13 protein-coding genes are annotated in these 12,300 nt (G+C 51.5%); 10 read left to right on the forward strand and 3 right to left on the reverse strand.

Annotated elements, in window-relative coordinates; all coding sequences use genetic code 11:
• Nucleotides 1-240 precede the first annotated feature (240 nt).
• Nucleotides 241-1,674, forward strand: coding sequence for a PTS glucose transporter subunit IIBC (ptsG, locus tag AC791_RS10210; protein WP_049840341.1), 1,434 nt, complete (start codon nt 241-243; stop codon nt 1,672-1,674).
• A 63-nt stretch (nt 1,675-1,737) separates the two neighbouring features.
• Here ptsG and AC791_RS10215 read toward each other — a convergent pair whose 3' ends face one another.
• Both AC791_RS10215 and fhuE read right to left on the reverse strand, forming a co-directional pair.
• Nucleotides 1,738-2,166, reverse strand: a complete 429-nt coding sequence (locus AC791_RS10215) for a hypothetical protein (RefSeq protein ID WP_049840342.1) — start codon at nt 2,164-2,166, stop codon at nt 1,738-1,740.
• 153 nt (nt 2,167-2,319) lie between these two features.
• A complete protein-coding gene (gene fhuE, locus AC791_RS10220; RefSeq protein ID WP_049840343.1) occupies nt 2,320-4,512 on the reverse strand; it encodes a ferric-rhodotorulic acid/ferric-coprogen receptor FhuE in 2,193 nt (730 codons plus the stop codon).
• Between the two features lie 370 nt (nt 4,513-4,882).
• On the opposite strand from fhuE, the gene hinT reads away from it, so the two are divergent.
• The 8 genes from hinT (at nt 4,883) to AC791_RS10260 (ending at nt 11,080) form a co-directional block, all read left to right on the forward strand.
• A complete protein-coding gene (gene hinT, locus AC791_RS10225; RefSeq protein ID WP_049840344.1) occupies nt 4,883-5,239 on the forward strand; it encodes a purine nucleoside phosphoramidase in 357 nt (118 codons plus the stop codon).
• Between the two features lie 4 nt (nt 5,240-5,243).
• Nucleotides 5,244-5,621 carry a YcfL family protein gene (locus AC791_RS10230; protein ID WP_049840345.1) on the forward strand — a complete coding sequence of 126 codons (378 nt, stop codon included), beginning with the start codon at nt 5,244-5,246 and terminating at the stop codon, nt 5,619-5,621.
• Between the two features lie 22 nt (nt 5,622-5,643).
• Nucleotides 5,644-6,291, forward strand: a complete 648-nt coding sequence (gene lpoB, locus AC791_RS10235; protein ID WP_049840346.1) for a penicillin-binding protein activator LpoB — start codon at nt 5,644-5,646, stop codon at nt 6,289-6,291.
• Entirely contained in the window at nt 6,272-7,102 is an 831-nt protein-coding gene (thiK, locus tag AC791_RS10240) for a thiamine kinase (RefSeq protein ID WP_049840347.1), read from the forward strand. Before lpoB ends, thiK begins: the two co-directional genes overlap by 20 nt.
• A 14-nt stretch (nt 7,103-7,116) precedes the next feature.
• Complete coding sequence (gene nagZ / locus AC791_RS10245; RefSeq protein ID WP_199485512.1) at nt 7,117-8,130, forward strand: beta-N-acetylhexosaminidase; 1,014 nt, start codon at nt 7,117-7,119, stop codon at nt 8,128-8,130.
• A gap of 34 nt (nt 8,131-8,164) precedes the next feature.
• Nucleotides 8,165-8,707 (forward strand): alpha/beta hydrolase YcfP, encoded by a 543-nt coding sequence (ycfP, locus tag AC791_RS10250; protein ID WP_049840349.1) that lies wholly within the window; start codon nt 8,165-8,167, stop codon nt 8,705-8,707.
• Nucleotides 8,708-8,943: 236 nt separating this feature from the next.
• Entirely contained in the window at nt 8,944-10,248 is a 1,305-nt protein-coding gene (locus AC791_RS10255) for an NAD(P)/FAD-dependent oxidoreductase (protein WP_049840350.1), read from the forward strand.
• 292 nt (nt 10,249-10,540) lie between these two features.
• A complete protein-coding gene (locus tag AC791_RS10260; protein ID WP_049840351.1) occupies nt 10,541-11,080 on the forward strand; it encodes a glycine zipper 2TM domain-containing protein in 540 nt (179 codons plus the stop codon).
• Nucleotides 11,081-11,137: 57 nt separating this feature from the next.
• Here AC791_RS10260 and AC791_RS10265 read toward each other — a convergent pair whose 3' ends face one another.
• Nucleotides 11,138-11,773, reverse strand: coding sequence for a TetR/AcrR family transcriptional regulator (locus AC791_RS10265; protein WP_049841589.1), 636 nt, complete (start codon nt 11,771-11,773; stop codon nt 11,138-11,140).
• 240 nt (nt 11,774-12,013) lie between these two features.
• Here AC791_RS10265 and bhsA point away from each other — a divergent pair, with 240 nt between their 5' ends.
• Nucleotides 12,014-12,271 (forward strand): multiple stress resistance protein BhsA, encoded by a 258-nt coding sequence (gene bhsA / locus AC791_RS10270; protein WP_049841590.1) that lies wholly within the window; start codon nt 12,014-12,016, stop codon nt 12,269-12,271.
• The last annotated feature ends 29 nt before the right edge of the window (nt 12,272-12,300 follow it).

The raw sequence follows: 12,300 nt of genomic DNA on the forward strand, positions 1-12,300 counted from the left end.
CCTAAAAATGGGCGGTGAAGTCATCATATAAGCTTTACTGGCACATATTTCGTAAATATATGAAAATTCGCTAACCATTCATGGCGGAAACGTGATTGTCGTCAAACAAAAATTCTGTGATTTATTTTACTCTGTGTAATAAATAAAGGTCCTAAGAGACCTGGTTCACAATGAGGTTCTCCCCCCTCATTCAGGCGCGAAAGCGTAAAAAAAGCACAAATACTCAGGAGCACTCTCACTATGTTTAAGAATGCATTTGCTAACCTGCAAAAGGTCGGTAAATCGCTGATGTTGCCGGTATCCGTACTGCCTATCGCAGGTATCCTGCTTGGCGTCGGTTCGGCTAACTTCAGCTGGCTGCCAGAAGTTGTTTCTCATGTCATGGCAGAAGCAGGCGGTTCTGTTTTTGCTAATATGCCTTTAATCTTCGCAATCGGCGTGGCATTAGGTTTTACCAATAACGACGGCGTATCTGCGCTGGCATCTGTAGTCGCCTATGGCATCATGGTAAAAACCATGGCCGTGGTTGCGCCACTGGTGCTGCATCTGCCACCTGAAGAGATCGCCGCTAAGCACCTTGCGGATACCGGGGTATTAGGCGGTATTATTGCCGGTGCGATTGCGGCGTACATGTTTAACCGCTTCTACCGTATCAAGCTGCCTGAGTATCTGGGCTTCTTCGCCGGTAAACGTTTTGTGCCGATCATTTCTGGTCTGACCGCGATCTTTTTAGGTATCGTGCTCTCCTTCATTTGGCCACCGATTGGTACCGCTATCCAGACCTTCTCTCAGTGGGCTGCCTATCAGAACCCGGTAGTGGCGTTCGGTATCTACGGCTTTATTGAGCGCTGCCTGGTGCCGTTTGGTCTGCACCATATCTGGAACGTTCCTTTCCAGATGCAGATTGGTGAATACACCAACGCAGCCGGCCAGGTGTTCCACGGTGATATCCCGCGTTATATGGCAGGCGACCCGACTGCGGGTAAACTGTCCGGCGGCTTCCTGTTTAAAATGTACGGTCTGCCGGCTGCTGCAATTGCCATCTGGCACTCTGCTAAACCAGAGAACCGTGCAAAAGTGGGCGGTATCATGATCTCCGCCGCGCTGACCTCGTTCCTGACCGGTATCACCGAGCCGATCGAGTTCTCCTTCATGTTCGTTGCGCCGATCCTGTACATTATCCACGCTATTCTGGCGGGCCTGGCTTTCCCAATCTGTATCCTGCTGGGTATGCGTGACGGTACGTCGTTCTCTCACGGTCTGATTGACTTTATCGTCCTGTCCGGTAACAGCAGCAAGCTGTGGCTGTTCCCAATTGTCGGTATCTGCTATGCGATTGTCTACTACACGGTTTTCCGCGTGCTAATCAAAGCGCTGAATCTGAAAACCCCGGGTCGTGAAGACAATACTGACGATGTGAAAGCAGGAGCAACCAGCGAAATGGCTCCGGCCCTGGTTGCCGCCTTCGGCGGTAAAGAAAACATCACTAACCTTGATGCCTGTATTACGCGTTTACGCGTGAGCGTGGCTGATGTTGCTAAAGTCGATCAGGCTGGCCTGAAACGTCTGGGTGCGGCAGGGGTTGTGGTTGCAGGCTCTGGCGTGCAGGCTATTTTCGGTACTAAATCTGACAACCTGAAAACGGAGATGGATGAGTATATCCGTCAAAGCTAATCGGTAAGTTGGGGAGATAAAAGGCAGCGTAATCGCTGCCTTTTTTTATGCCGTACAGAACGGTTATTTCCCTTCCTGCGCCAGATAATCTGTCAGAAAATGTTCGGCATTTCCTTCCTGAGACAGGGACCGATCGTAGGCGACCCAGGTCGATGAGGATTCACCCGGCAGATAAAGCTCACCTGAGCCATCTTTTACCCGCAGCAATTCCCACGATTTGCCGTCAATTTCCGTTTTATAGCTGGTGGCACCGCCGCTGGCAGGTTGCATTTTGCAGCGGATGATTTTCTTATCCATGGCGTTATCAACGTTGACCACTTGTACCAGCGACTCGTTATCTTCTTTAGGACCGATGCGTAACGTCCAGACCTGCACGCCTTCTCCACCGGTATAACCCTTAACATATTGCGCAATTTCAGGGCGCGGCGCCTCTGCGAACGCAGATTGCATCAGCATAAATGAACCCAGAACGGCGATGATAAAACGAAACATAGACTCTCCTGTTAAATAAATCCCTGCACAATGTTGAGGCAGAGTTAAAGCAGAAGAGTATCCCCTGAAAGGATAAGCGTGAACAACGTCAAAAATTAGTGGGTTTACTAAGAGAAGAACAGGGGACCGGGCGGCCCCCTGAGAAAACGCTAATCAGAAGCTGTAGTTTGCGGAGACGGAGACGCTACGCGGCTCGCCGTAAACCACACCGCGGCTGTCTACGTTGGTATCATATTTCTTGTCGAACAGGTTATCCACATTCGCCTGCACGGAAAAGGCTTTTGTGACGTTGTAACGGGCAAACAGATCCACCAGCGCGAAGCTGCCCTGTTCAGAACGATAAGTGCCGTCCGGAACCGCCACGTCAGACCAGACATGGTTCTGCCAGTTGACGCCGCCGCCTACGGTCAGCGCCTGCAATTCCGGGATACGATAGCTGGTGAAGAGCTTCGCACTGGTGCGCGGCAGATTCGGGTTCACCGCCTCGCCTTCGCTGTCTTCAGCGACATAACGGGTGATGCCGAAGGTCATCTGCCAGTTGTCGGTCAGTGCGCCGTTGACTTCGAACTCAACGCCTTTGCTGACGGTTCCATCAACCTCTTTATAGGCCGTTTCACCGCTGGTACCCGGAATAATGGCGGCGGTAGACTGCGCCAGATGATCCTGCTCAATGCGGAAGATGGCTAAAGACGTGGTCAGTCGGCTATTCATCCAGTCGCTTTTAAGACCCGCTTCGTAGTTGTTGCCGGTGATTGGCGACAAATATTTACTTTCGATATTACGCTGGGTTTGCGGTTTAAATACCGACGTATAGCTGGCATAAGTTGACCAGGTATCGTTAATATCAAAGATAAGCCCGGCGTAAGGAGAGGTGTTATTTTTCTCCAGATGCTGATTCAGCGTATCAAGATTATATTTAGTATAACGTGCGCCAATAATCGCATGCAGCGGATCGGCCAGAGAGATACGCGTCGCCATGTAGGCTGATTTCTGATGAACCGTATCTTCCTGTGCCAGGTCTAACGGGTTCCAGTGAGTCTCAGGGAAGTTACCATCATAATTATAGAAACTACCCAGTTCGGTATCGCCAATATTGGCCCATGAGCTGTAGTAGGTATTATTCTGCCGGGTATAGCTGGTACCAATCATCAATTCATGCTGGCGACCCAGAAGTTCATAAGAGCCGTTGGCAAAGGTATCTACCGCATCAACTTTGCGTTTACCGGTGTTATAACCGGTACCGCCGACGTAAGGATAGGATGCACCGTACGGGCTGACCATCATCCCCGTCGTTTTATCCACCAACCCATCCAGGTACAGCTGCTGGCTGTCGAGGTTCATTTCGGTATGCGTACCGTTAACGGTCAACTGCCAGTCGCCGCCTAGCTTCTGATTCAGGGTGGCGAAGGTACGTTTAGACTCTTTATCGTTGTAAGCCCAGTCAGGCGCGGCGCTGTAACTACGATCCGGGTTAACTTTGCTGCCGTCAGTGTACCAGCGCGGCGCGCCACCCCAGGTGGCGCTATCAACATTGGTTTCCTGATAGTCATAACCGACAGAAAAGCGCGTGGCGTCGGTCAGATCAACATCGACCACGCCGTAGAAGAATTTTTTCTCCTGATTGTAACGGTCGATCCAGCTATCATTATTCTGGTAGCCCGCTACCATACGACCGCGAATTCGGCCATCTTCTGTCAGCGGCGTGGAAAGGTCGGCGACATAACGCTGCTTATTCCAGCTGCCATATTCGGCTGAAACATTGGTTTTGAACTCGCGGCTATCGGCATGTTTACGTACCATGTTAATGGCGGCAGACGGGTTGCCGGAACCCGTGGTCAGGCCATTCGCGCCGCGCACAACTTCAATACGCTCATAGATGGCGGTATCGGAAAGCGCGTCGCCGAGGTTCCAGCGGGATTCAAACAGGGTCGGAATACCATCGACCATATAGTTATCGATGGCAAAACCGCGCGCGTAATAGCTGGCGCGGTCGGAATCCGCAAACGTCTCGCTGATCCCGGTAGTATTTCTCAGCACATCCCCCAGAGACTGAAGATTCTGATCCTCCATGCGCTGCTCGCTAATAATGCTGACCGACTGCGGTATATCACGCTGCACAAGCATCATTTTGGTACCCGCAGTGCTGACTTTGACACTGTAATCCCGGTTGTCGGAATTGTCAGTTGCCCCGGCCGCAGCACCATCGACAACAATCGTATCTTCTTTTTTAGCATCAGCAGCGAAAACGGCGGAAGGGATCAGGGCGAATGCAATGCAGACGGCCAGACGCGTTGGGGTGGCGGCAGACGAGTACCGGGCGTCCCTGGTTGAATGAGTGAAAGACATGTTGAACCCTTTGTTATGTTTGCTATTTTGACTTAATCCCGATGCGATGCCGGGAATAAGTACAAGGTAATGATTCTGAATTGCATTCGCGCATGTAAATGCAAATGCGAAATATACGCATTTATGTTCGCGCTGTAAACAGATGTAACAAGGGTTTCCGGAACAATGTTTCAGCCATACTTAACCGGTTTAGATGGGCTTTATGCGTAAACCCTCAGCGGCTAAACGCGAAGAGGGAAAGAAAACGTCGGATAAAGTTGAAAGAGCGTGAGTAAGTCGCTCATACTCTTATAGATGTTGTATTCTGTATGTCAGGCAGGTTGTAAACCGGCCGGGTGGCGGACACACAAAATGAATTAAGGAAAAGGTCATGGCTGAAGAGACTATTTTTAGTAAAATTATTCGTCGCGAAATTCCCGCTGATATTGTGTATCAGGATGAGTTAGTAACAGCGTTTCGTGATATTTCCCCGCAGGCGCCTACCCATATCCTTATCATTCCCAATATCCTGATCCCAACGATTAATGATGCGACCGCAGCACATGAACAGGCCCTTGGACGCATGATGACTGTCGCAGGCAAAATCGCGCGTGAGGAAGGAATTGCTGAAGATGGTTACCGGTTGATTATGAACTGTAATCGACACGGTGGTCAGGAGGTTTACCACATTCATATGCACCTGCTGGGCGGCCGCGTGCTAGGCCCAATGCTTGCGCATAAAGGCTAATATCATGGGAAGAGGACGCTACGCTGCATTATTAACGGTAGTTCTGCTGGCGGGCTGCGGCTCTCCGCGCCCGGAAATTCCCGTTGGCGATAACCAGACGCTGGTGATGGAAGCAACAGTACTGGCGGCCGGGATTAGTGCTGAGGCGCCGGAAGTTAAACATTCTGATATTCAGGCCAGCGCGTCCTCTGCTTTATACAATGAACGGCGCGAACCTGTCACTTTACACTATCGTTTCTACTGGTATGACGACAGAGGTCTGGAAATGCACCCGCTGGAAGCGCCACGCAGCGTGATTATTCCGGGAAATTCCGCCGTAACGCTGCATGGAACAGCAAACGGTTTGGGTGCGCGTAAAGTCAGACTTTATCTCTATTTATAAAAATATAACGGAGTAAACCTCAATGATAACTGTACGTCGTTTCGCGCTAATCAGTGCTCTGGCGATTTTTCTTGCCGGGTGCGTAACGAAAGAGCAGCAGCCTGCACCGGTTGATACCGCGCAGCCGGGCACTCAGCAGCCGCAGCCTGTCCAGCCGCAGCCCGTACCAACGGTTCCTGACGTTCCGACGGTTCCGACGCAGCCAGGACCGATTGAAGAACCGGACAACACCGCAGCCCCTGCGCCGCGTGAACGTCACTATGACTGGAGCAGCGCGATTGCCCCGCTGTCCGCTAAAATGCTGCAGGCGGATGGGGTTAACAGCGGTAGCGTACTGCTGGTAGACAGCGTTAATAACCGCACTAACGGTTCGCTGAACGCCAGTGAAGCAACGGAAGCGCTGCGTAATGCCTTAGCCAATAACGGTAAATTTACCCTGGTATCGGCCCAGCAACTGTCAATGGCGAAACAGCAGCTGGGACTTTCACCGCAGGACAGCCTCGGCAGCCGCAGTAAGGCAATTGGTATTGCCCGCAACGTCGGCGCAAACTATGTGTTGTATTCAAACGCTACGGGAAATGTGAATTCACCGGCGCTTCAGATGCAGCTGATGCTGGTGCAGACGGGCGAAATTATCTGGTCCGGTAAAGGTGCCGTTCAACAGCAATAAGCTGTCGCGTGACCAGCTATTGTCGCGCTTTTTACCAGGCTATCATCCCGCCGCCCGTAAGCCCTCCTCAGGGCTCGGCGGCGGGAGTTGCATCATTGAAAAGGGTCAACAGCGGCGGGTGCTGCGTCAGCACTACGATCCTCAGTCCTCTGAGTATCACTTTCTGCGTCACTATCACGCGCTCCGGCAGCTGCCTGTTACCCTCGCCCCGAAAGCCTTTCTTTACCATCGTGGATGGATGGTTGTCGATTATCTGCACGGTGAGGTAAAAAGCACACTTCCTGAGACTGCCGAACTGGCGCAGGTGCTGTATCATCTGCACCAGCAGCGGCATTTTGGCTGGCGTATAACGCTTACGCCGCTGCTTGAACGTTACTGGCAAACGTGTTCCCCCGCGCGGCGTACTCCTTTCTGGCTTCGGCAACTCGCCCGGCTTAAACGACAAGGTGAACCCCAGCCGCTGCGTTTAGCGCCGCTGCATATGGATGTCCATGCCGGTAATCTGGTGTATACCGCAGGCGGCATACGGCTAATCGACTGGGAATATGCCGGGGACGGGGACATTGCGCTCGAACTTGCGTCAGTCTGGATGCCAGAAGATGCGCTCAGACGCCAGCTTATTAACGATTACGCGGCAGCCGCACACATTATGCCTTCGCAGCTAGGGCAGCAGGTCAGACGCTGGCGACCATGGGTGCTGATGTTAATGGCAGGCTGGTTTGAATGCCGCTGGCAGCAAACCGGTGAGGGGCAGTTTATTGCCCTGGCCGATGAAATATGGAAACAGCTACACAAATCACAGGAGAGGTAAGCGTGGGTCCGGTAATGTTGAATGTCGAAGGTTTTGAACTGGATGCAGAAGAGCGTGAGATCCTCGCGCATCCGCTGGTGGGCGGATTAATTCTTTTTAGCCGCAACTATCACGATCCCGCGCAGCTGCGCGAGCTGGTTCGTCAAATTCGTGCTGCCTCACACCATCGGCTGGTGATTGCTGTCGATCAGGAAGGCGGACGGGTCCAGCGTTTTCGTGACGGTTTTACCCAACTGCCTGCTGCGCAGTCCTTCGCTGAACTGCACGGAATGGAAGAGGGCGGCAGGCTGGCGAAAGAGGCTGGCTGGCTGATGGCCAGTGAAATGATTGCCATGGACATTGATATCAGCTTTGCGCCGGTTCTCGATGTCGGTCATATCAGCGCGGCGATTGGCGAGCGTGCCTATCATGACGATCCGCAAAAAGCGCTGGCAATGGCCCGCTGTTTCATTGATGGAATGCACGCGGCCGGGATGAAAACCACCGGTAAACACTTTCCTGGTCACGGTGCAGTCACCGCCGACTCGCACAAAGAGACGCCGCATGACACCCGTTCTGAGGCGGAGATCCGCGCCAGAGATATGACGATATTCCGCACCCTGATTAACGAAAATCGCCTCGACGCTATTATGCCGGCGCACGTTATTTACAGTCAGATAGATCCGCGCCCGGCAAGCGGTTCCCCCTGGTGGTTGCAAACCGTGTTGCGCGGCGAGCTTAACTTCAATGGGGTCATTTTCTCTGACGATCTTTCGATGGAAGGGGCAGCGATTATGGGCAGCTACGCCGAGCGCGGTCAGGCAGCGCTGGATGCCGGTTGCGACATGATCCTGGTGTGCAACGATCGTAAAGGAATGACCAGTGTTCTGGATAATCTGTCGCCGATCAATGCGCAGCGTGTTACGCAATTGTATCATAAGGGAGCTTTCACTCGTCAGGAGCTAATGGATTCCCCACGCTGGAAAACAGTAAGTGCGCAGCTGGAACAGTTGCATGAGCGCTGGCAGGAATACAAAGCAATCCATTAATCCCTTCGGGGATACGAAGTAGTGTGAGGATGCAATGATTATCTATTTACATGGTTTTGATTCAAACAGTCCGGGCAATCACGAAAAAGTGTTACAGCTTCAGTTCATTGACCCTGATGTCCGGCTGATCAGTTACAGTACTCTTCACCCGAAGCATGATATGCAGCATCTGCTTAAAGAAGTGGACAAGATGCTCCAGCTTAGTGCTGACGACCGCCCGCTGATCTGCGGCGTCGGGCTGGGCGGTTTCTGGGCAGAGCGCATTGGCTTTCTCTGCGATATTCGCCAGGTCGTATTTAACCCCAATCTGTTTCCGGCAGAAAATATGGAAGGCAAAATCGATCGTCCGGAAGAGTACGAGGATATTACAACCAAATGCGTGAGTAATTTCCGCGAGAAAAACCGCGACCGCTGTATGGCGATCCTCTCCCGTCAGGATGAGGCCCTTAACAGCCAGCGCAGTGCAGAAATGTTATGCCCGTGGTATGAAATTGTCTGGGATGAAGAGCAAACGCATAAATTCAAAAATATCTCCATGCATTTACAGCGCATTAAAGCCTTTAAAACCCTGGGCTAGTAGTCACGGGCTTTTATCAGGTCATCCCCCGGGATGGCCTTTTTTTTGGCCGTTGTCTACAGCTGTTCAACTTTTCAGCATCAAAACTTGATGTATATCAATTTTGGTATGACCAATGACCCTGACGTGTTATTCTCGTGGTGTAGATAGGGTTTCAATACAGTAACTTGTTGTTAATTAAACGTTATTTTAATAACTTTTAGTTAACAATTGGTTAATAATTTTAGGGGGTCACGTTGACTACACCATTGAAAAAGATTGTGATTGTGGGCGGCGGTGCTGGCGGTCTTGAGCTGGCAACGCAGCTGGGCAAAAAGCTGGGACGTGGCAAAAAGGCGAAAATTACGCTGGTCGATCGTAACCATAGCCATCTGTGGAAACCGCTGCTGCATGAAGTGGCGACCGGTTCGCTGGATGAGGGTGTGGATGCGCTGAGCTATCTGGCCCACGCGCGTAACCACGACTTCCAGTTCCAGCTGGGATCGGTTGTCGATCTTAACCGCGAAAGTAAGACGCTCACCCTGGCGGAGCTGCGCGATGAAAAAGGTGAATTACTGGTTCCCGAGCGTAAGCTTGCTTATGACACTCTGATCATGGCGCTTGGCAGTACGTCTAACGACTTTAATACGCCAGGCGTGAAAGAAAACTGCATCTTCCTTGATAACCCGCATCAGGCGCGCCGCTTCCATCAGGAAATGCTTAACCTGTTCCTCAAGTTCTCTGCCAATCTGGGCGCGAGCGGTAAAGTCAATATTGCTATCGTTGGCGGTGGAGCAACAGGTGTAGAGCTATCTGCTGAACTGCATAATGCGGTAAAGCAACTGCACAGCTACGGCTATAAGGGACTGACCAATGAAGCGTTGAATGTCACCCTGGTAGAAGCGGGCGAACGCATTCTGCCTGCGTTACCGCCGCGTATTTCCGGTGCAGCACATAATGAGCTGACTAAACTTGGCGTCCGTGTTCTGACCCAAACGATGGTCACTAGTGCCGATGCAGGCGGGCTACATACCAAAGAAGGCGAGTACATTAAAGCCGACCTGATGGTCTGGGCAGCAGGTATCAAAGCGCCTGATTTTATGAAAGATCTGGGCGGTCTGGAAACCAACCGTATTAATCAGCTGGTGGTGGAGCCTACGCTGCAAACGACCCGCGATCCCGATATCTATGCTATTGGCGATTGTGCTTCCTGCGCGCGTCCGGAAGGCGGATTTGTCCCTCCACGTGCTCAGGCTGCACACCAGATGGCTTCCTGCGCGCTGGATAATATTCTGGCCCAGATGAAAGGCAAATCACTCAAAGCGTATCAGTATAAGGATCACGGCTCGCTGGTATCGTTATCTAACTTTTCAACCGTCGGCAGCCTGATGGGTAATCTGACGCGCGGCTCCATGATGATTGAAGGGCGCATTGCACGCTTTGTTTATATTTCGCTCTACCGTATGCATCAGATTGCGCTGCACGGCTACTTTAAAACCGGCCTGATGATGCTGGTCGGCAGTATTAACCGCGTTATCCGTCCGCGCCTCAAACTGCACTAAGTCGTCCCGACCTGCCGGGCAGCGCGAGCTTGCCCGGCCTGCAAAAAACCAGGTTTTACCGTTTGCACAATCCAGGCGTATAGCGTCACTCCGCAAGCCTGATAATCGCAGTACGGTGTCCATAATTCCCTCCTGGCGGGATATAATCCTGTGAAAAAGGGTTAAGGCCCTAAGACTCCTCTGAATCCAACCTGATATCGTCCTGATCGCCTGTTTTTAAGCGCTGGTCTGATTGGCGAAATAGCCCCCGCGCTGCAAAATTATTAGCAATAGCAATAAAGGAGGATCTCCCGTGAATAAATCAATGTTGGCGGGTATAGGGATTGGCGTAGCCGCTGCGCTGGGTGTAGCGGCAGTAGCCGGTCTGGACGTTTTTCAACGTGGCCCGCAGTATGCGCAGGTCGTTTCCGCAACGCCTATCAAGGAAACGATAAAAACGCCGCGCAAAGAGTGCCGTAACGTGAATGTTACGCACCGTCGCCCGGTGCAGGATGAGAACCGCATTACCGGCTCAGTATTGGGTGCAGTCGCAGGCGGTGTCGTTGGACACCAGTTCGGCGGCGGTCGCGGTAAAGATATCGCGACTATCGCTGGCGCGCTCGGCGGCGGCTATGCCGGCAACCAGCTCCAGGGATCAATGCAGGAAGCGGACACTTACACCACCACGCAGCAACGCTGTAAAACGGTGTATGACAAGTCAGAAAATATGCTTGGTTATGACGTAACGTATAAAATCGGCGATCAGCAGGGTAAAATTCGGATGAAAAACGATCCGGGTACGCAGATCCCGCTCGATAATAACGGTCAGCTGATCCTGAATAACAAAGCATAAAAAAGCGTTATCTGCTGTTTGCCCCTCATCGCTCAGGCTGAGGGGTTTTTTTATTGCTCAAAGCGTAAGCATTTTTGGCCACAGGCTAAACGTTGTGGCGATAATCTGCTGCAAATCATCAAAACTTGCCCCTTCACGGGCGCTAATTGACATGCCCTGCAGGAGACAGTTCAGGAACTGCGCCAGCGGTTGGATCGCTTTTTGTTGAGGGATCTCACCGCGCTGCTGGCGATCGCTAAGGAACTGACACAGTATTTGCTCCTGGCGTGCGTGACGAGTTTTGAGCGTCCGGGCGATCTCTTTTGACGAGGCCGCGAGCGTCGCAGAAGTATTGATCATAAAGCAGCCCGCAGGCGTATCTTTGCTGGTAAAGCAGGTGGCTACCGCGGTGAAATAGTCACGAAGCGCCTGCTCTACGGATTGTTCTTCATTGAATAGCGCGGCTTCATGGCGGGCAGCGAAGCGCGAGATATAGCGATCGAGCACGGCACGAAATAACCCTTCTTTATTAACGAACTCAGCATAAAGGGTTGGCGCTTTAGCGCCTGTCGCTTCTACCAGATCGGCAAGCGAAGTTGCTTCATACCCGTGCTCCCAGAAGAGTGTCATGGCCTTATCCAGCGCCGCTTCCCTGTCGAACACTTTCGGTCGGCCACGGCTTTTTTTTGTGCAACGTTGAACGTCAGTTGTCATGATGCCGTTTACCTGATTTACGTTAAATGAATAACCATTATAAAAATAAATATACTCCGGTGCTACCACTACGACCTGAAAAAAATTCATAAGCTTATCTATATGAAAGATAATAATTTTATATTTATTATAACGGTCATTATAAAAATGTGTTTGACTGTGATGCAGATCACAATTATCATTTACCTATCGATCGTTAAGTTAATGCGATTCACCCTTTATCTGCATAAGGTCATTATTATGAAAAACGTAAAAAACGTCATCGCCGCCGCCGTATTAAGTTCACTTTCTTTTGCAAGCTTTGCCGCCGTCCAGGTGCAGTCCACCCCGGTAGATCAGCATAAAGCAGGTGTTATTTCTGCCGATGCCGGAACAAATCTAAGTTCGCTTGAAGCGCAGTTGGCGCAAAAAGCCGATGAGATGGGCGCAAAATCCTACCGTATTACCTCCGTAAGCGGTCCAAATACCCTGCACGGAACGGCTGTAATTTATAAATAAAATAACCCTCTGCCTGATACTTACAGGAA

The organism is Klebsiella sp. RIT-PI-d, from assembly GCF_001187865.1.
Classification (GTDB): Bacteria; Pseudomonadota; Gammaproteobacteria; order Enterobacterales; family Enterobacteriaceae; genus Superficieibacter.

Coding starts and splice junctions, on each gene's coding strand:
- hinT (WP_049840344.1), top strand. CDS start 4,883: ATGGCTGAAGAGACTATTTTTAGTAAAATTATTCGTCGCGAAATTCCC.
- lpoB (WP_049840346.1), top strand. CDS start 5,644: ATGATAACTGTACGTCGTTTCGCGCTAATCAGTGCTCTGGCGATTTTT.
- fhuE (WP_049840343.1), bottom strand. CDS start 4,512: ATGTCTTTCACTCATTCAACCAGGGACGCCCGGTACTCGTCTGCCGCC.
- AC791_RS10230 (WP_049840345.1), top strand. CDS start 5,244: ATGGGAAGAGGACGCTACGCTGCATTATTAACGGTAGTTCTGCTGGCG.
- ycfP (WP_049840349.1), top strand. CDS start 8,165: ATGATTATCTATTTACATGGTTTTGATTCAAACAGTCCGGGCAATCAC.
- ptsG (WP_049840341.1), top strand. CDS start 241: ATGTTTAAGAATGCATTTGCTAACCTGCAAAAGGTCGGTAAATCGCTG.
- AC791_RS10265 (WP_049841589.1), bottom strand. CDS start 11,773: ATGACAACTGACGTTCAACGTTGCACAAAAAAAAGCCGTGGCCGACCG.
- bhsA (WP_049841590.1), top strand. CDS start 12,014: ATGAAAAACGTAAAAAACGTCATCGCCGCCGCCGTATTAAGTTCACTT.
- AC791_RS10215 (WP_049840342.1), bottom strand. CDS start 2,166: ATGTTTCGTTTTATCATCGCCGTTCTGGGTTCATTTATGCTGATGCAA.
- nagZ (WP_199485512.1), top strand. CDS start 7,117: ATGTTGAATGTCGAAGGTTTTGAACTGGATGCAGAAGAGCGTGAGATC.